This window comes from Luteimonas panaciterrae, assembly GCF_020511115.1.
GTDB classification, from domain to species: domain Bacteria; phylum Pseudomonadota; class Gammaproteobacteria; order Xanthomonadales; family Xanthomonadaceae; genus Luteimonas; species Luteimonas panaciterrae.
The window spans coordinates 689812-711014 of sequence record NZ_JAJAVH010000001.1; the positions used below are offsets into that span (position 1 = coordinate 689812).

At 63.9% G+C, this 21203-nt stretch carries 18 protein-coding genes; 11 read left to right on the forward strand and 7 right to left on the reverse strand.

Features of this window, described 5'->3' with window-relative positions; translation table 11 throughout:
- Positions 1-69 precede the first annotated feature (69 nt).
- Together LG367_RS03020 and LG367_RS03025 are read left to right on the forward strand one after the other, a co-directional pair.
- Positions 70-1998 carry an N-acetylmuramoyl-L-alanine amidase gene (locus tag LG367_RS03020; protein ID WP_226467728.1) on the forward strand — a complete coding sequence of 643 codons (1929 nt, stop codon included), beginning with the start codon at positions 70-72 and terminating at the stop codon, positions 1996-1998.
- 148 nt (positions 1999-2146) lie between these two features.
- A complete protein-coding gene (locus LG367_RS03025; protein WP_226467729.1) occupies positions 2147-3217 on the forward strand; it encodes a M23 family metallopeptidase in 1071 nt (356 codons plus the stop codon).
- A 53-nt stretch (positions 3218-3270) separates the two neighbouring features.
- Here LG367_RS03025 and LG367_RS03030 read toward each other — a convergent pair whose 3' ends face one another.
- Positions 3271-4875, reverse strand: a complete 1605-nt coding sequence (locus LG367_RS03030; RefSeq protein WP_226467730.1) for an OpgD/OpgG family glucan biosynthesis protein — start codon at positions 4873-4875, stop codon at positions 3271-3273.
- A gap of 59 nt (positions 4876-4934) precedes the next feature.
- Between LG367_RS03030 and LG367_RS03035 the strand changes: the two genes are divergently transcribed.
- Positions 4935-5723, forward strand: coding sequence for a lytic transglycosylase domain-containing protein (locus tag LG367_RS03035; protein ID WP_226467731.1), 789 nt, complete (start codon positions 4935-4937; stop codon positions 5721-5723).
- Positions 5724-5855: 132 nt separating this feature from the next.
- Here the strand turns inward: LG367_RS03035 and LG367_RS03040 are convergent, their stop codons facing one another.
- On the reverse strand, positions 5856-7016 hold the full coding sequence (locus LG367_RS03040; protein WP_425490892.1) for a PQQ-dependent sugar dehydrogenase: 1161 nt from the start codon (positions 7014-7016) through the stop codon (positions 5856-5858).
- Positions 7017-7202: 186 nt separating this feature from the next.
- Positions 7203-8501 (reverse strand): lipase family protein, encoded by a 1299-nt coding sequence (locus tag LG367_RS03045; RefSeq protein WP_226467732.1) that lies wholly within the window; start codon positions 8499-8501, stop codon positions 7203-7205.
- Positions 8502-8746: 245 nt separating this feature from the next.
- On the opposite strand from LG367_RS03045, the gene LG367_RS03050 reads away from it, so the two are divergent.
- The 5 genes from LG367_RS03050 to LG367_RS03070 all read left to right on the forward strand — a co-directional run bounded on the left by LG367_RS03050 (position 8747) and on the right by LG367_RS03070 (position 11493).
- Positions 8747-8935, forward strand: coding sequence for a CPXCG motif-containing cysteine-rich protein (locus tag LG367_RS03050; RefSeq protein WP_226467733.1), 189 nt, complete (start codon positions 8747-8749; stop codon positions 8933-8935).
- 326 nt (positions 8936-9261) lie between these two features.
- Positions 9262-9630 (forward strand): EF-hand domain-containing protein, encoded by a 369-nt coding sequence (locus tag LG367_RS03055; protein ID WP_226467734.1) that lies wholly within the window; start codon positions 9262-9264, stop codon positions 9628-9630.
- Positions 9631-9723: 93 nt separating this feature from the next.
- Positions 9724-10503 carry an HAD family hydrolase gene (locus LG367_RS03060; protein WP_226467735.1) on the forward strand — a complete coding sequence of 260 codons (780 nt, stop codon included), beginning with the start codon at positions 9724-9726 and terminating at the stop codon, positions 10501-10503.
- The gene (locus LG367_RS03065) at positions 10500-10961 is read left to right on the forward strand and encodes a copper resistance protein NlpE N-terminal domain-containing protein (protein ID WP_226467736.1); all 462 of its coding nucleotides are present in this window, start codon (positions 10500-10502) and stop codon (positions 10959-10961) included. The genes LG367_RS03060 and LG367_RS03065 overlap by 4 nt, the downstream gene beginning before the upstream one ends.
- Positions 10962-10989: 28 nt before the next feature.
- Positions 10990-11493, forward strand: a complete 504-nt coding sequence (locus LG367_RS03070) for a hypothetical protein (protein ID WP_226467737.1) — start codon at positions 10990-10992, stop codon at positions 11491-11493.
- 38 nt (positions 11494-11531) lie between these two features.
- Here LG367_RS03070 and LG367_RS03075 read toward each other — a convergent pair whose 3' ends face one another.
- Positions 11532-12530, reverse strand: coding sequence for an AraC family transcriptional regulator (locus LG367_RS03075; RefSeq protein WP_226467738.1), 999 nt, complete (start codon positions 12528-12530; stop codon positions 11532-11534).
- Positions 12531-12712: 182 nt separating this feature from the next.
- On the opposite strand from LG367_RS03075, the gene LG367_RS03080 reads away from it, so the two are divergent.
- The 3 genes from LG367_RS03080 to LG367_RS03090 all read left to right on the forward strand — a co-directional run bounded on the left by LG367_RS03080 (position 12713) and on the right by LG367_RS03090 (position 16057).
- Complete coding sequence (locus LG367_RS03080; RefSeq protein WP_226467739.1) at positions 12713-13597, forward strand: metal-dependent hydrolase; 885 nt, start codon at positions 12713-12715, stop codon at positions 13595-13597.
- 74 nt (positions 13598-13671) lie between these two features.
- Positions 13672-15168 carry a flavin-containing monooxygenase gene (locus LG367_RS03085; protein ID WP_226467740.1) on the forward strand — a complete coding sequence of 499 codons (1497 nt, stop codon included), beginning with the start codon at positions 13672-13674 and terminating at the stop codon, positions 15166-15168.
- Between the two features lie 46 nt (positions 15169-15214).
- Positions 15215-16057 (forward strand): SDR family NAD(P)-dependent oxidoreductase, encoded by an 843-nt coding sequence (locus LG367_RS03090; RefSeq protein WP_226467741.1) that lies wholly within the window; start codon positions 15215-15217, stop codon positions 16055-16057.
- 39 nt (positions 16058-16096) lie between these two features.
- On the opposite strand, the gene LG367_RS03095 is transcribed toward LG367_RS03090, so the two are convergent.
- Genes LG367_RS03095 through LG367_RS03105 form a run of 3 tightly spaced genes read right to left on the reverse strand, consistent with a single transcriptional unit; the run spans position 16097 to position 21045 of the window.
- The gene (locus LG367_RS03095) at positions 16097-19204 is read right to left on the reverse strand and encodes an efflux RND transporter permease subunit (RefSeq protein ID WP_226467742.1); all 3108 of its coding nucleotides are present in this window, start codon (positions 19202-19204) and stop codon (positions 16097-16099) included.
- A 44-nt stretch (positions 19205-19248) separates the two neighbouring features.
- Positions 19249-20358, reverse strand: a complete 1110-nt coding sequence (locus LG367_RS03100) for an efflux RND transporter periplasmic adaptor subunit (protein ID WP_226467743.1) — start codon at positions 20356-20358, stop codon at positions 19249-19251.
- 24 nt (positions 20359-20382) lie between these two features.
- Positions 20383-21045: a TetR/AcrR family transcriptional regulator gene (locus LG367_RS03105; RefSeq protein WP_226467744.1), complete on the reverse strand. Its 663-nt coding sequence runs from the start codon at positions 21043-21045 to the stop codon at positions 20383-20385.
- Positions 21046-21203 lie beyond the last annotated feature (158 nt).

Below are 21203 nucleotides of genomic sequence, written 5' to 3' on the forward strand. Positions count from 1 at the left end.
CCCGCCGTGGGCCGAATTGCTAGGCTCGCGACGGGGATCCGACATCGTCCATCAAGAGGGGAAATCTAGATGCAGATGTATAGAGATCCGAACCGCCTGGCGGTTGCCATGCTCCTCGCTTGCGCGAGTGCAACATCCGTGGCGACGGCGGCATCTCCCGCCGAGACATCATCCACGCTGGTCGCCGCGGACCAGCCCGTCCGCGCCCAGGCGCAGGCCGCGCTGAACACCCAGCGCATTCAGCGCGCACACTATCCGGCTTTCTTCCAGCGCGCCTACGCGCGCTATCCCGATCTGCCGCGTGGCGTGCTCGAGGCGATCGCCTACAACGAAACCGGCTGGAACAACGTCGCACCGGGCGAAAAAGCCGATCATCGCCACATGCCCGCCGCCTGGGGCGTGATGGGCCTGTATCACGGCGAAGGCTTCGCCGATCAGGTGTCGGAAGGCGCCAAGCTGCTTGGCGTACCGGTCAGCCTGGTGATGCGCGATCCCGAAACCAACATCCTGGCCGCGGCCGCGCTGCTCGATCGCGCCTCGAAGGAGAACAAGGCGATCGGCGAACCGTCGGCGAAGGCCGATCAGCCGGAAACGATGAGCGCGGTGCTGGCGCGTTATGTCGGCTACGGCCCGGGTTCCGGACAGATCTATACCTATGCGCGGCAGAGCTTCGCCTACGGCGTGCTGTCGTCGCTGCGGCGCGGCGTGAGCGAGAACGGCATCGCAGTGCCGGCGCGCGCGGTGAAGATGGAGCGCGCCTTCAGTCCCAATCAGTTGAGCAAATTGCGCGTTCCCGCGCTGCGCATGAATGCCGACGAGGACACCGTCGAACTCGATAATGCGCCGCCGACGACCAGCAAATCGACCGTCACGGCCAACGCCACACTGGCGGGCGATTTCGGTGAGGCGATCTGGAATCCGGCCAGCTCCAGCAACTACAGCACCGCCAGCAATTCGATGACCGCGGTGATCATGCACACGATGGAAGGTTCGTATGCCGGCGCGATCTCGTGGTTCCAGAATCCGAGCGCGCAGGTGTCGGCGCACTACCTGATCCGCAAGTCCGACGGCCAGATCACGCAGATGGTGCGCGAGTACCACCAGGCCTGGCACGCGAAGTACCACAACTACTACACCATCGGCATCGAGCACGACGGCTACGCCTCGGATGCCGGCAACTGGTCCACGGCGATGGTCAACGCCTCGGCGCGGCTGACCAGCAGCATCTGCGCGCGTCGCGGTGTCAATTGCGCTTCCGCATGGCAAGGCCCCGGTTACGACACCTGGCACGTGGTGCCGGACAGCGTGCGCGTGAAAGGCCACGGCATGCTCACCCAGAACGAGAACCGCTACGACCCAGGCAAATACTTCCCTTGGGCGTCGTACTACAGCCTGATCAACGGTGGTACACCGCCGCCGCCCACGACGGATCGATTCTGGGTCGACACCTACGCCAATGCACCGGGCTATGGCTCGCCGACCAGCACCACGCAGACCGGCACGTTGAACGCGGGCACCAACTACGTGTTCTGCAAGGCCTGGGGCCGCGAGGTCCGCAACGGCGACAGTTTCAATCACTGGTGGCTGAAGACCGATCTCGACGTCGGCCCGGCCGGACAGTGGGTGTCGGCGTACTACCTCAGCCGTTGGGGCAACGACGAGGCCAAGGACAACAACGGCGCCGTCATTCCGGATTGCGCCACGGCGCCGCCTCCGCCGTCGACGAGCAAGTACTGGGTGGATACGTACGCCAATGCCTCCGGTTATGCCTCGCCGACGAGCACCACCGCCACCGGCACGCTCAACGCCGGAACCAACTACGTGTTCTGCAAGGCCTGGGGCCGCCAGATCGGTAGTGGCAGCAGCTACAACCACTGGTGGCTGAAAACCGATCTCGATGTCGGCCCGGCCGGGCAGTGGGTGTCGGCCTATTACTTGAGCCGCTGGGGCAACGACGAGGCCAAGGACAACAACGGCACCGTGATCCCGGATTGCTGAGCCGTTGATTCCGCGAAACGGTTCGTCGCCTCTCCTTCGCTTGCACGAGAGGGGCGACGAATGCAGTCGAGCCAATCGCACCGCGCTCCATCCGTCTGCGACTCCATGCCGGGTCGCCAACGTTGATCAATTCACAAGAGGAATGCTCATGCTCGCCCGCTTACTTTCTTTCGCAGCGGTCATCTTCTTCTCTTGGAGTTCAACGGCGCTCGCCGCGCCGAACTTCAAGGCGCCTTATCCCTGCAATCAAACCTATTCCTACTATCACCACTCCAGCGAAGTGCGTCAGGCGCTGGACTTCAATGCCCCGTATGGAACGCCGGTCCTGGCATCGGCCGCCGGCTACGCGACGAGATACTACGAAGCGGGCGGTGCGGGGAACTACATCGTCATCGATCACGGCGGCGGCTGGAAAACCTACTACTTCCATCTGGACAGCTTTTCGGTGGCCAATGGCACGACGGTAAGCCAGGGACAGAAGATCGGCGTCACCGGCAACACGGGCAACAGCTTCGGTGCGCATATCCATTACGAACAATTGCTCAACGGCGTCGGGCAGGTGATCTACATCAACGGACGTTCGCTGGCGCCGTATCCGAGCGGCAGCGGCGTCGCCAGCCTGACTAGCGACAACGGCTGCGGCGGCAACCCGCCGCCGACCGGCCAATACTGGGTCGACACCTTCGCCAATGCGCCGGGTTATGGCTCGCCGACCAGCACCACGCAGACCGGCACGTTGTATGCGGGGACCAACTATGTGTTCTGCAAGGCCTGGGGCCGTGAGGTCCGCAACGGCGACAGCTTCAATCATTGGTGGTTGAAGACCGATCTCGACGTCGGCCCGGCCGGACAGTGGATCTCCGCGTATTACTTGAGTCGCTGGGGCAACGACGAGGCCAAGGACAACAACGGCAACGTCATCCCGGACTGCGCGCCACCCGCGGCATCGAAATACTGGGTGGATACGTTCGACAACGCACCGGGCTATGCCTCACCGACCAGCACCACGCAGACCGGCACGCTCAACGCCGGTACCAACTACGTGTTCTGCAAGGCCTGGGGCCGCCAGATCGGCAGTGGCAGCAGCTACAACCATTGGTGGCTGAAGACCGATCTCGACACCGGCCCGGCCGGACAATGGGTGTCGGCGTATTACTTGAGCCGCTGGGGTAACGACGAGGCCAAGGACAACAACGGCGCGGTGATTCCGGACTGCTGATGGTTTCCGGCGCCTCTCCCGCCGTTGCGAGAGAGGCGCTGGGTGAAGTTTTCTCAGTACAGCCGCCGCTCCGCCACCGAAGGCGGCGTCCACTGGTACAGCCAGGTCTCGCTGAGCGCGCCGTCCGCGTTCTTGAGATACAGGCGGATATCGATCTGCTGCGTCGAATCATCCGGTGGAACGGCGTCGAACATCACGCGATAGCCATCGATCTCATGCAGTGGGCGCGCGGACACGGTTTCGACGCGTCCGCCGCTGCCGATCTGCAGCACCGGTTCCACCGTTGCGTTCTTCGCGGCCAGCGCCGCGAGATCGCCACCGGCGAAATCCACGGCGAAGCGCCAGGAAAAGTAAGAGCGCTTGAAACCGATCCTGCCGCCGAGCCCGGTGCGCGTGGCGACACAATGCGCCAACGTCGGCGTCGCGGGCGGCCGCGCGCCCCAGTACAAGCGATAGCCGAACAGCAATTCCTCGCCCGCGCGCACGGGCTGCTGCGGATTCCAGAACGCGACGATGTTGTCGAAGGTTTCGTCGAGTGTCGGAATCTCGACCAGCTGCACCGAACCCTTGCCCCAGCCATGTTTCGGCTCCACCCACAGGCAGGGGCGCTTGTCGTAGAACACGCCGTCGTCCTGGTAATGATCGAAGTTGCGATCGCGTTGCAGCAGGCCGAAGCCGCGCGGGCCATCGTCCTGGAACATGTTGAAGCGCAAGTGCGGCGGATTGCACAGCGGACGCCAGATCCATTCCCCGGCCCCGGTCCACATCGCCAGACCATCGGTGTCGTGAATCTCGGGACGCCAGTCCCAGTCCATGCGTCGATCGTTCTCGCCGGTCTGATACATGCTGGTGCATGGCGCGATACCGATGCGCTCGATCGGCTTGCGCGGGTACAGCGCGCAGTCGATGTCCATCGCCAGCACTTCACCGGGCGTGATCGCGAAGCGATAGGCGCCCGCGACGCTTGGCGAGTCGAGCAGTGCGTAGACCACCACGGTGTCGGAGCCGGACGTCGGGCGTTCCAGCCAGTAGGCGATGAAGTCCGGGAACTCTTCGTCCTTGCTCGTGCCGGTGTCGATCGCGAGGCCGCGCGCCGATTGTCCGTACTGGCCCTCGGCACCGACCGCGCGGAAATAGCTCGCGCCGAGGAAGGCGGCGAAATCGCGTTTGGGATCACTGCGCCGATTGAGACGAAAACCGGCGAAGCCGAGATCGGCGGGCAGCGACTTGCCTTGCAGACCGCTCTCGCCATAATCGAACATCGCCGGATCGTAGCGAATCTCGCGCGCCTGACCGTCGACCAGTTCGTGCATCCGCACCGGTGTCTTGAAGAACAGGCCGAGATGGAAGAACTGCGCCAGGAAACGCGTATCGTCTTTCGCCCACAAGGCATGGTCCTGATGGAATCGGATCGACTGGTACTGATCCCAATCCAATTTCGATACGGCCGGCGGCAGGGCGACACTGCGCGGCAGATACACGGCTTCCGCCAGCGCGCGCGCGCGGCCCTTCAGCGCGGCGTAATCAAAGCGCTCCGGCGGGCCGAGATTTTCGCCCGTGGCGGCATGGGCGTCGCGGCCAAGCATCAGGGCAGGTACAGGCAGACCGAAGGCGGCGAACGTGGCGGCGGCGTTCTTCAGGAACTGGCGGCGGGTCATCTTCGAACCGGTATCATGAGGAATAACGGGGCATCCTAGCCAAGCGCCATCAGAATTGCATGAAACCATCGCAGGGCGCACTCGCTAGTCTGATCGCGATCACCGTTGCCGCGTTGTTGGCGGCGGCGCCCGCGCAGGCGCGCACGGTGTACCGCTGCGTCCGCGACAGCACCGTCAGTATGGCTACGGCGCCGGAGCCCGGCTCGAAATGCGTGGCCAAGGAGATCGACGACAACGCCATCCAGACGCCGAACCTGTGGGGCAACATGGGCGTCTTCAGCGGCACGCTCTACGAGCGCGAGCAGGATGGCAAGCTGGTGTATTCGACACGCAACCTGCCTGGATCGCGCGTCTTTCTGAAGTTCACCGTGCAGACGCCACCGGGCGAGCCGGCGCATGCCGGTCTGGGCAAGGTGGGCAAGCCGCAGTTGAACCAGCATGCCAAATTGTTCAAAGCGGCGGCGAAGGCGACCGGAGTGGATGACGCCTGGTTGCGTGCGGTCGCGCATGCCGAAAGCGGCTTCCTCGCCACCGCGGTGTCGGCGAAGGGAGCGCAGGGCGTGATGCAGCTGATGCCGGAGGTTTCGAAGGAGTATGGCGTGACTGATCCGTTCTCGGCGCAGCAATCGATTGACGCTGGGGCGCGGCATATGAAGATGTTGCTCAAGCGGTATGGCAATGACCGGGTGCTTGCGGCGGCGGCCTACAATGCGGGGATTGGTGCGGTGGCTCGGTACAAAGGGGTTCCGCCGTATGCGGAGACGCAGGCTTATATCGAGAAGTTGCAGGCGTTGTATGTGCTTTATCGGGAGGCGATGGGGTTCAAGATAGAAAGGCCGGCGCAATAAGATGTTGTCGTCCCAGCGGAAGCTGGGATCCATTTTGCTTCTGCTCTGCTTTTGCTTGAGTCAAAAGCAAAGACGTTTCGCCCCTTCAGGGGCGAAACGCCTTTGCTCTTTAAAACAATCACAAAGAAATATTCATCCCTTGAGCGGCGTCAACTTCAACAACCGCGCCCCCGATCCATCCTCGAGCAACCAGATCGCCCCATCCGGCCCTTCCACGACATCACGAATACGCTCACCCATATCGTAACGCGCCACTTCTTCCGCACGCGTCCCATCCAGCTTCACGCGCACCAGCGCCTGCGATGACAACCCGCTCAGAAACGCATTGCCACGCCACTGCGGAAACAGTCTGCCGGAATAGATCATCAGCTTCGAAGGCGAGATCACCGGCGTCCACCACAGTTTCGGCGCGGCGAATTCCGGTCGCGTGTCGTGATCGGGAATGTCTTTTCCGTCGTAGTGATCGCCATTGGAGACGATCGGATAGCCGTAGTTGGCGCCGCGTTCGATCAGGTTGAGCTCGTCGCCGCCCTTCGGGCCCATCTCCGCTTCCCACAACCGTCCTTGATCGTCGAAGGCGATGCCGAGCAGGTTGCGGTGGCCCAGTGACCAGATCTGGGCCGTCACGCCGCCTTGTGCCGCGAAGGGGTTGTCTTTCGGGGCGCTGCCGTCGTCGTTGAGGCGCAGCAGTTTGCCGAGATTGGAGCGCATGTCCTGGGCAGGATCGAATTTCTGTCGCTCGCTGGAAGTAATCCACAATTTGCCGTCGCGTCCGAACAGAAGACGATGACCGTAGTGGCCGCGTCCGGTCACTTTCGGAACCTGTCGCCAGATCACTTTCAGGTCTTCCAGCTTGCCGCCGCCCTTGTCGTCGAGCGCCAGCTTGGCGCGTGCGACGGCCGCGCCGCGAGTGTCGTCGGGGCCGGGTTCGGCATAGCTGAGATAGAGGACGTGGTTTTCGTTGTAGTTCGGATGCAATGCGATGTCGCCGAGCCCACCTTGTCCGCCGTAGGCGACTTCGGGAATGCCGCTGATGTCGCCCTGCTTGCCGCTGGCAATGTCGAGCAGCTTCAGCGCGCCTTCCTTTTCGGTCACGAGCAGGCGGCCGTCGGGCAGGAATGCCATCGCCCAGGGTTCATCGAACTTGGCCACGGTGGTGATGTCGAAAGGCGCCTTTTGCGCGGGCGCCGCGGCGGCCAGCGTGGGGTTCCCTGTGGCGGGTGGGGCGGCCTCGCTGCAAGCGACCATGCCGAAGGGAATGCAGCAGGCAAGCAATCGAGCGAACGTTTTCATGATCATTTCCGGTGCGTATGCCCTGAAGTGGGCAGCATCTCTTGCATCAAGCCATGAACGCTAGCAGACGTTTCGGAAATGACATGTAAAGCGCTTCACAAAAATTACCCCGCACTCGCGTACGGGGTATCGGAGAGGCGCCGCTCAAATCAACGAGCGGCGCGAATGCAACTGTTCGGCTGATGGTTAATTGCAGCTCGTGGTGTATGTCACCGGCAGGGTGGCCCGCTGTCCATTGAGACGGCTATTGAGATAGTTCAACGCCGGAACCGCGCCGAGCGCGACGAATGTGACGTGTTCGCCGCCAAGCGGCGTGCGCCAGTAATGCACGGGCGTGCCGGCCGCGCACCAGGCTTCCACCATCTTGTCGGTGCCTTCGACCGGGATCAGTTCATCGAAGACGGAGTGGTAGACCAGGATGTCGAAGTCCGGCACTTTTCCGGGTTGCGGCAGGTTGATCTTTGGCAGCGTGTTCAAGACGCCGGGTGAATTCAATGGATCGGCGACGGTAGTGTAGTCGGCGAAATGTCCGATGAAGGGCACCTTGGTGATGTCGCCGCCGATGCCGAGACAGCTGTCCTTCGTTCCTTCCGCCGCGGCGATGCCCTTCGCGTTGAGGATGGGCGTCACCATCTCCGGATAGGCGCGGTTGACGCCGATCACCGCCGAGTAGCCGAGGAAGAAGAACAGATTGCCAAGGCCGCTGTCGAACGCGTTTACGGCGCTACGCAGATCGGCCGGTGTGCCGCCGGAGGCGGTGCCGACGATGTTCAGTTCGGGCGCATACGTGGTCTTGAGCGTTGCCGCCCAGGCGGTGGCGAGACCGCCGCCGGAGTATCCCCACATCGCGATCGGCGTGGTCGTCTTGGAAAGGCCGAGTGGCGTGAAGTTGAGTGCGGCGCGGATGCCGTCCAGCGTGATCTGTCCGGCGATCTTGCCCGCGGCATAGGTCGAATTCGGGCCTTGATGGTCGGGAATCACGACCGTCCAGCCCATGGTCTTGACGCCGATCAGGTATTGCAGAGGTTCGAGTTGCGATGCAAAGCTGAAATTGGGAATGATCTCGCCGGCTGCCTGATGCGACGGCGCGCAGCCGAGCCCGAGGCTGTCCTCGGCGTACTGATACGACACGAGTTTGCGCGGACCGATCTGCAGTACCGGTTTGACCACGGTGGCCACCGCCGCGATCGGGCGGTCGTGCTGATCGCGCGAGACGTACTTCAGCCGCCACGCCTGGTTGAGCATCGGAATGCCGAAGCTCGGGCGGAACAGGATCGGCTTGGATTCCAGGATGGTGCCGACCGGCAGGTTCGGGAATGGAGATGGCTGGGCGTAGAACGGATCGGAATCCGGTGTTGGTGCGAAAGGAACCTCTTGAGCCGCCGTGACGACCGGCGAAAACGCCAGCACGACGGCCGCGAGCGGTGCGATGCGGCGCAACGAACGCCGCCAATCGCGAAAGATGCGAAGCGTGGACGAAAACATGACTGAGCCCTCCTCAGAATGTCGTGGATGCATCGTCCGGAAAAGAAGCCGCTGGAAGCCGGCCGATGGCGCAGCGACCATCACATGCCCGCCGCGCGGGGGCGATCGGTGAACAGGCCAAGGTGATTAGCAGAAAAGGCCGATGGAAGATGCGTGGCCGGAGTTGAAAATTCGCTGCGATGCAGCACGTCGCCTGATCGGGCGATGTGCCGGCATGTTGTAATTGCACGCACGGGAGAAATGTCATGTTGCCAAGCGTGGATGTGCAATGTCCGTATTGCGGCGAGTGGATCACGGTCCTGGTCGACGACTCCGCGGGCGAGCAGGACTACATCGAGGATTGCCAGGTGTGCTGCCGGCCGATCCGGATCGGCGTGGCCGTAGGCGATGACGGCGAAGTGGATGTCACCGCGCGTTCCGAGGACGACGCCTAGCACGGCGTGTCGTGATCGAGATCGCATTGCAGTGACCGGGCGACGATCGCGGCGTCACGGCCTCGTGCAGAGCCGTGTTTGTAAACGTTGTGTTGCATTCAGCGGCAACCGTTCGCGCGCGGAAGGCGAGCCGGCATCGCGATGCGCCGATGCGGGCGATGCGGACGGGCATTGCGACACGCCTAGACGCATTCGCGACGGAAGTGGTTAAGCGGATGTAAGCCCATCGTCCGCTGCGGGATCTGCGTTCATGCGTGCGGAGGCAAGGTCGCACCGTGCAGAAGCGATTTGCTATCGCGGCGCGCCCCTTACGTATGGAGAACTCGATGAACCTCACCCGCAAATCCCTGTCCGGACTGGTCGCCTTCGGCGCCGTACTCGCCATGCCGCTGGCATTCGCGCAGACCTCGCCGACCACGCAGGCCGATCCGGCGCAAACCACGCAGCCGACCACGACCCAGAACGCTGAACCGGCCACGCAGCCGGCCGGCGCCGCGCAGCCCAAGCAGGTGACCTGGGCCGATCTCGACACCGACAAGGACGGCAACCTGTCCAAGCAGGAAGTCACGCCCGTGCCGAGCCTGACGCAAGTGTTCGACCAGGCCGACAGCGACAAGGACGGCAAGCTCACTGCCGACGAATACAAGGCTTTCGCCGCGAAGAGCGCCGGCACCTCCGGCCAGTCCGGCGGCTGATCCACCAAACGTTCCGTTTCATGGTGTGCGCAGGCGGCCTTCGGGCCGCCTTTTTTATGGTTCGCGCGTCATAATCGTGCGATGAACACAGCCTTGAAAACAGGGTCTCTGACAGTGGGATCTTCGACGGCGGGATCTTCAAGAACGGGAATCCGCACCGTCGCCTTCGACGGCGACGACACCCTCTGGCGCAGCCAGGATTATTTCGACGAAGCGCAATTGGTCTACGAACGCATCGTCGGCGCCTACGTCGATCTCGCCGACGCGCGCGTGCACGAACGCCTGTACGCCTTCGAGAAGGACAACATCGACTGGTTCGGCTATGGCGTGAAGGGCATGACGCTGTCGATGATCGAGGCGGCGGTGGCGATCACCGAGTCGCGCATCAGCGCCGCCGACGTACATCGCATCGTGCAGTTGGGCAAGGAGCTGCTGCGGCATCCCGTGGAGTTGCTGCCCGGAATCCGCGAGGCGGTCGAAGCGATCGCGGCGAGACACGACATCGTGCTGATCACCAAGGGCGATCTGTTCCATCAGGAAGCCAAGGTGCGCGATTCGGGATTGTCCGGGTTGTTCCGCCGCATCGAGATCGTCAGCGAGAAGGACGTGCCCACCTATGCGCGGCTGCTGGAGGAGTTGGACGTCGCTCCGTCGCAGTTCGTGATGATCGGCAACTCGCTGCGCTCGGACATCGTGCCGGTGCTGCAGCTCGGCGGCTGGGGGGTGCACATGCCGTACCACACCACGTGGAGCCACGAACGCGAGGCCGATGTTGCCGGACTCGACGCGCGCATGCGCGTCAGCGCCGACCCGCAGGGATTGCCCGCGGCGGTGGCGTCGATCGTGGAGGCGGCCACGGAGCGCGCCGCATGATGCGGAAGAATTGCGCCCATCTGCATGGATCGGCGATCGTGCGTGTCGTATCGATTTTGTTCGCGCTGACGCTTGCCGGCTGCGGAGGCTCGCGCCAGTCGAACGCGCCGATCCCGGGACTCGGGCAGGGCGACGGCGAAGCGGAGTGGGGCGGGACCTTGTCCTGCACCGATTGCGACGGCATCGACACCCATCTGCTCTTGCGGCGGCAGGGCAACGATCGCCGCTATCAATTGCTGGAGACGTATCTGGCCGAGGACGGCGATCTCGAGTTCGCCGAACAGGGCGAATGGAAGCAGGTGGACGCTGGCGTGCTGGAACTTCACGGCGACGAAGGTGGCCAGCGCACGTTCGCCGTCGTGGATGGCGGAGGCCTGCAGTTGCGTGACGGCTCGGGCGATGCCCTGCGGGGTCGCGAGGACGATGTTCTCCTGCCGCAGGCGTCGCCGGGACAATGATCCGCGAGAACTTGACGAGGAGTGTTCGATGAAAACCGTTGCCGCCGCTGTTCTCCTCGTTTGCTTGTCGATCGTGATGACGGTGTCGCAGGCGCAGACGCCCGCCGTGGATTGGGATCCGCGCAGCGGTGATGCGTGGGTCGACCGCCAGCTCGGCGACATGAACCAATATGCCGCTCGTTATCGCGGCGCCTTCATCGATGAACTGGTGCGCTATCGCGCCGCGCCGCGCGATCTGGTCACTGAGCTGGTGATGAAACGCGGCTGGGCACCGGGCGATGTCTACTACGCCTGCGCCGTCGCGCAGCTGGTGGGCAAGCCCTGTCGCGCGGTGGTCGAGGTCTGGCAACAAGGGCATGCGGATGGCTGGCGCGCGGTGGCCAAGCAGGTGGGGCTGGGATCGCAACCCAATGCAGCGGGACGGATGAGGCAGAACATCACCGACAGCTTCGAGCGCTGGGGGCGGCCATTGGCGAAACCGTCTGAAAAGGCGAGCGCGAAGAAGAGCAAGGGATCGACCAAGGGTCGCTGACCCCGGAGAACGTCGCGAGCAAGAAGCCTAAAGAGCCCTCACGTCAGATGCGAACGCCGATAAGTCGCCGGCGGCTGTCCCGACCATTTCGAAAATGCCTTCGTGAAGCTGACGCGATCGGCGAAGCCGAGCTTGGCGGCGATGGCATCCAGATCCAGCTCCCGGTCGATCAGCATCGCTTTGGCCAGATCGAAGCGCACCTGCGACTGCAGCATCGCGAACGAGGTCCCCGCTTCCTTGAGCTTGCGCTGCAAGGTGCGCGGCTCGACGCCCAGCCGCAGCGATGCTTCCGCCATGGTGATCGATGGCGCGTGCCGCAGCATCAGCAGCAGCGTTCCGGTCAGGCCGTGCTCGGCTTGCAGCCGTTGCAGCCGTCCCTCCAGCAAGAGTTGCGCTTTGGCGTGCAAGGCCGGGGAGCCCGTCGGCAATGGCCGGTCAAGGAATTCCGCCCCGAACCGGATGGCATTGCGCGTGGCGCCGAAGACAGGTCGTGTGCCGAATTGCCGTTGATAGACGCCGAGCTCCGTCAAGGGCTCGTGCTGGAACGTCAGATCGAAATGGATGGAGTCCTGCTGCAGTACTTGTCCAAGAAACTTGGCGAAGACCACGAAGGCCGTCTCGATCAATTCCGGTGATCGGATCGTTTTCGTGCGTGCCTGCAAGTCGAAGTAGACGACCAACTGATCACCGATGATGCCGTAGCGCGACACCAGATCGGGCTGGACCAGATTCGGAATGTATTCCAGCAGCCAGACCGCCTCGCGCAGTGAACTGCTGGTGATCAGGAAGGCCTGCACCTCCGGCACGTTCTCGAAAGCGAAATGCTCACCGACCACGAACGGAAAATATCCCTTGGTCGAGCGCAGCCTGCACAGTTCGAACAGGCGGGCGACGATTTCCAGATCGAGCGGTGCTTCCTCCACATCGTGTCCGGGCACCTGGATGCCGACTTCCTTCAATACCGGCGCGATGTCGAAGCCGCACAGGGCGCCGACCGTGGTGAGCCTCGAAAGATCGTGGAGCGATATCGTAGGCATGTCCGGCAGTTCGATCCTTTCACTCGCGGCGGCGGTGCGACTGCACGGGTGTTCCTTTCAGCGCGAACCACGTCACGCTCGCCCGGCATCGTGTCGCATAAAGACACATCCTGTCGCCGCACATCATATCCCGCGCCACGTCCGGCCCCCTATCGTGCCGAGAGTTTGCTGGAGGGTGGGCAATGAATAGCGCCGTGGGTCATGGCGAGGCGATCGTGCCGCGCGAGAATCTGGACTTCGGTCTCGATACGATGTCGGACAAGTACTGGTTCCGGGGCGATCCCTACAAGACGCGCTACCTGGACGCGCTGCAGCTCGGCTTCCCGGACGGGGAGCGCTACTTCATCACCAGCGTCCGTGCTTTCCGCGACCGCATCACCGATCCGGTCATGCAGGAAGACGTGCGCAACTTCATGCGCCAGGAAGGCCAGCATGGCATGGCCCATTCCCGCTACAACCGCATGTTGCAGGCGCAGGGATTGCCAATCGAGCGCATGCTGGAGGAGTTCAAGCGGGTGCTCGACGCGGACACGGCGCGCTTCTCTCCCGAGTTCAATCTCGCCGCCACCGCCGGTTTCGAACACTTCACCGCGATGCTGGCCGAGGCTTTCTTCGCCCGCTCCTCGGTGACCGCCGGCGCCGACCGGCACATGGTGGCCCTGTTCGCATGGCACGCCATCGAGGAGATGGAGCACAAGGCGGTGGCTTTCGACGTCATGCAGCAGGTGGCGCACGTCGGATATGGAAAACGTGCCGGTGCAATGCTGTTCGCGACCTGGCGCATGGCTTCCCGCTCGTATCTGCTCACCGACATCCTGCTCAAGTCCGACGGCTTCGGTTTCTGGGCGCGTGCTGGGCTGCACCTCAAGAATTTCCTGTGGGTGTATGGCCCCAGGCGCGGTATCTTCGGCGCGCTGACGCCGAAACTGCTTGCCTACTTCAAGCCCGGATTCCACCCGAGACAGTTACCCAACATCCACAACTATCCGAACTGGGTCGAGGCTTATGAGCGCACCGGCGATCCTCTGATCGCCTGTCAGGCACTGTTGGCGGCCGCTTATCGTTGACGTTCAACCAACATGACGCCGCCAACACTACGGGTGGCACACGGACGAACTTGAGGAATCGCTTGAGACCTGGCATGCCCACCGAACACCTTGATGTCCTGATCGTGGGAGCCGGCCTGTCCGGCATCGGCGCTGGCTACCACCTGCAGACGACCTGTCCGGCCAAGCGCTACGCCATCCTCGAAAGCAGGGCCGATCTCGGCGGCACCTGGGACCTGTTCCGCTATCCTGGCGTGCGTTCGGATTCGGACATGTTCACGCTGGGCTTTTCCTTCCGGCCGTGGAAGGAAGCCAAGAGCATCGCCGACGGCGCGTCGATCCTGAAATACCTGAAGGACACGGCGCGGGAGTTCGGCATCGATCGCCACATCCGCTTCGGTCATCGTGTGCTGTCGGCATCGTATTCCTCCGCGGAGGCGCGCTGGTCGGTCGAGGTCGAGACGGCCGACGGCACTGAGCGGCACCGCTTCACCTGCGATTTCCTGTTCCTGTGCAGCGGCTACTACGACTATGCGCAGGGCTACACACCGGAATTTCCAGGACGCGAGGCCTACACGGGCCAGTGGGTGCATCCGCAGCAGTGGCCGCAGGACCTGGACACGCGGGACAAGCGCATCCTGGTGATCGGCAGTGGTGCCACTGCGGTGACGCTGGTGCCGGCGCTGGCGGACACCGCGGCGCACGTCACCATGCTGCAGCGCTCGCCGACCTACATCGCCGATCTGCCGTCGAAGGACATCGTCGCCAATGCGATCCGCGCGGTGTTTCCGGAAAGGGCCGCGCATCGTCTGGCGCGCTGGAAAAACGTGCTGATGACGATGGCGTTCTTCCAGCTGTGCAAGCGCGCACCGGGGCTGGCGCGGAAACTTCTGCGCCTCGGCGTGAGGAAGATGCTGCCGAAGGGCTACGACGTCGACACGCATTTCGCGCCGGATTACGCGCCCTGGGACCAGCGCCTGTGCCTGGTGCCGGATTCGGATCTGTTCAAGGCGATTGGTTCCGGCCGTGCGTCGGTGGAGACCGATCACATCGAGACGTTCACCCGCGACGGCGTGCGCCTGCGCTCGGGAAAGGAATTGCAGGCCGACATCGTCGTCAGCGCCACAGGCTTGAAGCTGCTGCTGCTCGGCGGCATCCGCGTCAGCGTCGATGGCGAGACGATCAACAGCGGCGAGCAGTTCGTCTACAAGGGGTTGATGGTCAGCAACGTGCCGAATTTCGCGTTCTGCGTCGGCTACACCAACGCCTCCTGGACGCTGCGTGCCGATCTGTCGGCCACCTATGTCTGTCGTTTGCTCAACCACATGCAGCGGCACGGCTACCGGCAGTGCGTGCCGCGCTGCGACCCGGATCGCCTGGAACCGCAGCCGCTGCTCAACCTCAATTCCGGTTACATCACCCGCGCGACCGACGTATTGCCCAAGCAGGGTGGCGAGGCGCCATGGCGGATGCCGCAGAACTATCTGCTGGACATGAAGATCATGCGCTTCGATCCGATCGAGGATCCCAATCTTCGGTTCTCGCGCGAAGGCGCCGAACCGGTGCTCGTCGTCGATGGGGCGACTGCTTGATGTACGGGAATACGCGGCGACGCCGTTCGCTGGTCAGGGGGTATGTTTGAAAAGTTTCGAAGGACGTGTCGCCGCCATCACCGGTGCGGGTTCCGGCATCGGCCGCGCGCTTGCCTTGGGATTGGCGACGCGGCAATGCCATCTGGCGCTCAGTGACGTCAACGCAGCCCGCCTGGAAGATACGGCGCGGCTCGCGACCTGGGCGCAGCCGGAGTTGAAGATCACCACGGCCGTGCTCGATGTCTCGCAACGCGACGCGATGCATGGCTGGGCCGCGGACGTGGTGCGCGATCACAGCAAGGTCAATCTGATTTTCAACAACGCCGGCGTGGCGCTGAGTGCGACCGTCGATGGAATGACCTACGAAGATTTCGAGTGGATCATCAACATCAATTTCTGGGGCGTCGCCAACGGGACGAAGGCCTTCCTGCCGTATCTGAAGGCCTCGGGCGAGGGGCATGTCGTCAACATCTCCAGCGTTTTCGGCCTGGCCGGTATTCCGGGGCAAAGCGCCTACAACGCCAGCAAGTTCGCCGTGCGCGGATTCACCGAAGCCTTGCGGCAAGAATTGGATCTGGCGCGATGGCCGGTGAGCGCCACCTGCGTGCATCCGGGCGGCATCAAGACCAACATCGCGCGCGCCGCGCGCACCAGTCCCTCGGTGCGCGAGATCGGCCTGGATGATTGCGACAACGGCGAGAAAGCCGAGAAGCTTTTCAACACCACACCCGACAGAGCGGCCGAGGTCATCCTGCGCGGTGTGCTGCGCAATAAGCGCCGCGTGCTGATCGGACGCGATGCACAGCTGCTCGACAAGGTGCAGCGCTTGTTTCCCACGTCGTATCACGTACTCACGAACTTCATCATCCGTCGCGCGATGGCGAAGTGACGCGGGTCTTGGAATCACTGGATGTGAAAATGCCCTGACTCAAGCGGTTTGAGCACCGGAAAGCGTGGGAGATGCGGCGTCTTCAGCCTCGATCTTCGCGGCATCCGGACGATGCTCCGACGCGAGCAGCGAATAGAATACCGGCACCACGAACAGCGTGAACAACGTGCCGACGACCATGCCCGCGACCAGGATGATGCCGATGCTGTTGCGCGCCTCCGCGCCTGGGCCGGTGGCCAGCACCAGCGGCAGCTGTCCGAAGACCATGGCCGCCGTGGTCATCAGCACAGGACGCAGGCGCGTCACCGCCGCATCGCGCAGCGCGTCCATCTTTGACATCCCGAACGATTGCCGCTGGTTGGCGAACTGCACGATCAGGATGCCACCCTTGGCAACCAGGCCGACCAGCGTGATCAATCCCACCTGCGAGTAGATGTTGATCGTGGTCAGATCGAGGAAGCTGAAGATCAGCGCACCGGAAATCGCCAGCGGCACCGAGCCGAGCAGCACGATCAGCGGATCGCGGAAGCTGGCGAACTGCGCCGCGAGCACCAGGTAGATCAGCACCACCGAGAAGGCGAGGGTGATCGTCAGCGCGGAGCTTTCGCGGCGAATCTGGCGCGATTCGCCGGCGTAGTCGAGCAGCACATCCGGCCCGGCGACGGATGCGGCCGCCGTTTCGAGCACGTTCAACCCTTCGGACTTGGTGACGCCCGGCGCGACGCCGCCGAAAATGCGCACGGCATTGCGCTGCTGGAAGCGGTTGAGCGTGCGCGGTGCGGTGCTGGTCTCGATGCGAGTGAAGGTCGACACCGGCACGAGCTGGCCGTCGGGCGTGCGGATCTTCAGATCGAGCAGTGGATCGGTGGTGGCGCGATTCTCCTCGCCGATCTGCGGGATCACCTTGTAGCTGCGATCGAAATAGTTGAAGCGATTCACGTAACCGCCGCCGAGCAGTGTGCCGAGTTCCTGGCCGACGCCGGCGAGATCGAGACCGAGATCGGCGACCTGCTCACGGTCGATCACCACCCGTGCCTGCGGCAGGTCGATCTTCAGATCGGTATCGACGTAGAGGAACTTGCCGCTCTTCCAGCCGGCTTCGAGCACCTTGCCGACGGTTTCCAGCATCTGTTCCGGCGGCACGTCGCTCTGCAGTACCAGCTCGACGTCGTACTGGCCGGGCGTGGGCAGTGGCGGATCGAGGCGCGGGAACACGCGCAGCCCCGGAATCTGCGAGACCGCGCCGTACACATCACCGTACATCTCCTCGGTGGAGCGTCCGCGCTCGTGCCAATGCTTCGCATCGAGACCGCCGAAGCCGCCCCAGGCCGCGATCAGGCCCCACATGCTGCGGGTTTCGTCGAAAGACGATATTGCGTCGTACACGTGCTTCGATTCGCGATCCACCGCGGCCAGCGAAGCATCGGGCGAAGGCTCGAAGAACAGGCTGATATGGCTCTGGTCTTCCACCGGCGCCAGTTCCTGCCGCGAGAAGTTGTACAGCGGCCAGGCCGAGATCGTGATCAGTGCCGCCGCGACGACGATCGTCCAGCGCATCTGCAACGCCACGTCGAGCGCACGGCCATAAGTGCGGCGCACCACTTCGAAGGTGCGATTCACCCAGCGCGCCAGCCGGCCTTCCTGCCCGTGGGCGGGTATGAAGCGCGAGCTCATCACCGGCGAGAGCGTGAGCGCGACGATGCCCGAGACGATCACCGCCACCGCCAGCGTAATGGCGAATTCCAGGAACAGCGCGCCGGTCAATCCGCTCTGGAAACCGATCGGTGCGTAGACGGCCGCCAGGGTGATGGTCATGGCGATGATCGGGCCGATCAGTTCGCGCGCACCGATCAGGGCGGCGTCGATGCGCGATTTGCCTTCGTGCACGTGCCGCTCGACGTTTTCCACGACGACGATGGCATCGTCCACCACGAGGCCGACCGAGAGCACGATCGCGAGCATGGTCAGCAAGTTCAGGCTGAAACCCAGCGCCAGCATCACCAGTGCCGCACCGAGTAGCGAAACCGGCAGTGCGATCAGCGGCACCAGCGCCGAGCGGATCGATCCCATGAACAGGAACACGACCACCGCGACGATCAGGATCGTCTCGGTCAGCGTCTTGTTGACCTCCTTGAGCGCGGCTTCCATGAACATCGTGCCGTCGTAGGCCATCTGCATGTCGATGTCCTTCGGCAGCGTCGGCCGGATCCGCTCCATCTCGGCGCGCAGGCGGTGCGCGACGTCGATCTCGTTCGAGCCGATCAGCGGCCAGACGCCGAGATAGACGGCGTTGTTGAAGTCCTTGTCGCCTTTCTGGCTGAACTTGCCGACCAGTTCGGCTTCCTCGGCGCCGAGTTCGACTTTCGCGACGTCGGACAGGCGCACGATGGCGCCGTCGCGCTCGGAGACGATCAGGTCCTTGAATTCGTCGGTCGAACGCAAGTCGGTGTTGGCGAGCAGGTTGATCTGGATCTGGTCGCCCTTGGTCTGGCCGACGGCGGCCAGGTAGTTGTTGCGCTGCAAGGCCGCCTGCACATCGCCAGGCGAGAGATTGAGCGCGGCCAGGCGATCCGGATCGATCCAGACGCGCATCGCCAGCTGGCGGCCGCCTTCGATGGTCACGCGCTGCACGCCGGCGAGCGTGGACAGTTGCGGCTGCAATGTGCGCGCGAGCCAGTCGGTGATGGCCGGAAGATCGCGCTGGTTCGAAGCGAAGCTGACGTAGAATGTGGCGTAGGGCCGGTCGGCGCGCTGCACTTCCACGACGGGCGGTTCGGCTTCGGAGGGCAGTTCGGAGCGCACCTGTTGCAGGCGCGCGGTGACTTCGGCCAGCGCCTTGGTGCTGTCGTGGTTGAGCTTCATGCGCACGGTGACCGTGCTCACGCCCGCGCGGCTGGTCGATTCGACGTTGTCGACGCCACCGATCGCCGAAACCGCGCGCTCGATCGGCGTGGTCAGGAAGCCGCGCACCGTTTCCGCGCTGGCGCCGTAGTAGGTGGTGGTGATCACCACCGATGAACTTTCGATCTGCGGGTACTGCTGCAGCGGCAGCGCGCCGAGCGCGCGCCAGCCGGCCAGGACCAGCACCAGGTTGACGACCACGGCGAGGACGGGGTGCTTGATGAAGATATCGGTGAACGCGCGCATGTCGGACTCTCTTCACGACGCCTGGTCGTGCGAAGCGTTGAAGGTCAGCGGGTGCCGGTCTGGGCTTGCGTGTTCTTGGGCGCGTCCATCACGGCGACGAGCATCGCGTCCTGCAATTTGAAGGCACCCGAGGCGGCGACCCGCTCGCCGGCGGCGAGCCCCTTGTCGATCACCACCTCGTGCGCGCGCGTCGCGCCCACCTGCACGGGCCGTAGCTGCGCGCGCGTCTTGCCTTGCTTGTCGGCCGCCAGGACGAAGACGTGATCGCCGGACGGCCCCTTGCGCAACGCGCTCACCGGAACAGCGACGGCATCGCGCGATTCGCCGAAGGCGATCCGCACGCGCACGGAAGCGCCGGGCGCGAGCACACCGTTGGCGTGTTCGACGCGGGCGCGCACGGTGGCGTTGCGTGTGGACGGATCCACGCGCGAGTCGATCGCGATGATCTCGGCGGTGAGCGCGGGCGCGTCACCGGCGACGATGTCGACGCTGGTGCCCGGACGCAATCCGGCTGCGATCTGCTGCGCGACCGTGAAATCCACGTGCGCGGCGTCATCGACGCCTTGCAGCGTCGTCAGCTGCGTGCCTTCGTCCAGGAACTGCCCCGGATGCACATCGGCGATGCCCACGCGCACGCGAAACGGCGCGCGGATGGTCTTGCGCGCGATCACGGCTTCGGTGCGGGCGATCTGCGCCACCGCCACGTCGCGTTCGGCGCGTGCCTGATCGTATTCCATGTCGGAGATGGCGCGCTGTTGGTTCATGCGCTGCACGCGTTCGAGCCGGCTCTGCGCCAGCGCCGCCTGGGCGCGCAGTGCCTTCAGTTCGGCTTCCTCGACGGCGACGTCGAGCGCGACCAGCACCGTCCCGGCCTCGACGATCCGGCCGGGTGTGAGCGCGGTCCTGCGTACCGTGCCGGCGACTTCGTTGCGCAATGTCACCGAGCGCAGCGCGATGACCGTACCGATCGAGGTGACGTTCTGGCGATACGGATGCTGCTTCGCGACAGCGGTGGTGACCGATTCGACCGGTTCGGGCTGGTTGGCCGCGGCGGCTTCGGCCGCGCGCAGCGAGACGAATTTCCATACGCCGAGCCCGAGGCCGACGGCGATGACGACCACGAGCAGCCAGAGGGATGCGAGACGACGATTCATGGACAGTGACCTCAAGGGCGTTGGTCAGTGACGGGTTTTCTTGGGGGACGAGCGTTTGTCCGAGGACTTCTTCGCGGCCTTGCGTGGCGCGGCTGGCTTTTCCTGCGCGGCTCGTGCCGGGAAATCGGGCACCGTGCTCGCGAGCATCTGTTCCAGCGCCGTGCGCACACGGACCAGCAGTGATTCGTTCACCGGGACCAGTCCGAGCACCCAGTACAGCCACAATCCGTCGATGGCCGCTGCCGCTGCTTCGCCGACGCCTGGTGGCAGGCCGTCATCGGCGACGCGTCGTTGCAGATCGCTGTAGACCGCGCGCATGGGTTCGATCAGGCTCGGATTCTGCGCGAGCGCGGCGAAGCAGACTGAGGAATTGCGCTGCAGTTCCTCGCTCCAGCTATCCAGGTCGGACAGACAGTGATCGAGCATCGCTCGCACCATGCGTCCGGGACCTTCCGGCGTGCGCTCGTAGGCTTCGTCGTAATAGCGGCGCGAATTCTCCGCGTTGCGACGGACCAGGGCTTCGACCAGGCGGTCCTTGCTCGGGAAGTGATGCAGCAGGCCGCCCTTGCTCAGGCCGGCTTCGGCGGCGACCGCGTCGAGGGTGAGATTGGCGATGCCCTGGCGGGCGACGACGGCGACGGCGGCGTCGAGCAGGGCGTCTTGCGAGTTGTCGGCGGGAGGTGTCATGGCGGAACAATACCGTCCAGACGGTCGGTTCTCAACCGTCCGGACGGTCTGTTGCACTGGCAATTCGGGAAAGCTCGACTGCCGTCACGTTCGGATCGGGCGGGCCGAGTCGAGAGCCTTGCCTTTCAGTCGGTTGCGAGCGGCGGCTCGGTTTTCAT

Excerpts from the sequence above, each read along its gene's own strand:
- LG367_RS03065 (WP_226467736.1), top strand. The coding sequence starts at position 10,500 with ATGATGCGGAAGAATTGCGCCCATCTGCATGGATCGGCGATCGTGCGT.
- LG367_RS03050 (WP_226467733.1), top strand. The coding sequence starts at position 8,747 with ATGTTGCCAAGCGTGGATGTGCAATGTCCGTATTGCGGCGAGTGGATC.
- LG367_RS03045 (WP_226467732.1), bottom strand. The coding sequence starts at position 8,501 with ATGTTTTCGTCCACGCTTCGCATCTTTCGCGATTGGCGGCGTTCGTTG.
- LG367_RS03075 (WP_226467738.1), bottom strand. The coding sequence starts at position 12,530 with ATGCCTACGATATCGCTCCACGATCTTTCGAGGCTCACCACGGTCGGC.
- LG367_RS03100 (WP_226467743.1), bottom strand. The coding sequence starts at position 20,358 with ATGAATCGTCGTCTCGCATCCCTCTGGCTGCTCGTGGTCGTCATCGCC.
- LG367_RS03040 (WP_425490892.1), bottom strand. The coding sequence starts at position 7,016 with ATGAAAACGTTCGCTCGATTGCTTGCCTGCTGCATTCCCTTCGGCATG.
- LG367_RS03095 (WP_226467742.1), bottom strand. The coding sequence starts at position 19,204 with ATGCGCGCGTTCACCGATATCTTCATCAAGCACCCCGTCCTCGCCGTG.
- LG367_RS03055 (WP_226467734.1), top strand. The coding sequence starts at position 9,262 with ATGAACCTCACCCGCAAATCCCTGTCCGGACTGGTCGCCTTCGGCGCC.
- LG367_RS03105 (WP_226467744.1), bottom strand. The coding sequence starts at position 21,045 with ATGACACCTCCCGCCGACAACTCGCAAGACGCCCTGCTCGACGCCGCC.
- LG367_RS03085 (WP_226467740.1), top strand. The coding sequence starts at position 13,672 with ATGCCCACCGAACACCTTGATGTCCTGATCGTGGGAGCCGGCCTGTCC.
- LG367_RS03030 (WP_226467730.1), bottom strand. The coding sequence starts at position 4,875 with ATGACCCGCCGCCAGTTCCTGAAGAACGCCGCCGCCACGTTCGCCGCC.
- LG367_RS03035 (WP_226467731.1), top strand. The coding sequence starts at position 4,935 with ATGAAACCATCGCAGGGCGCACTCGCTAGTCTGATCGCGATCACCGTT.
- LG367_RS03080 (WP_226467739.1), top strand. The coding sequence starts at position 12,713 with ATGAATAGCGCCGTGGGTCATGGCGAGGCGATCGTGCCGCGCGAGAAT.
- LG367_RS03025 (WP_226467729.1), top strand. The coding sequence starts at position 2,147 with ATGCTCGCCCGCTTACTTTCTTTCGCAGCGGTCATCTTCTTCTCTTGG.
- LG367_RS03020 (WP_226467728.1), top strand. The coding sequence starts at position 70 with ATGCAGATGTATAGAGATCCGAACCGCCTGGCGGTTGCCATGCTCCTC.
- LG367_RS03070 (WP_226467737.1), top strand. The coding sequence starts at position 10,990 with ATGAAAACCGTTGCCGCCGCTGTTCTCCTCGTTTGCTTGTCGATCGTG.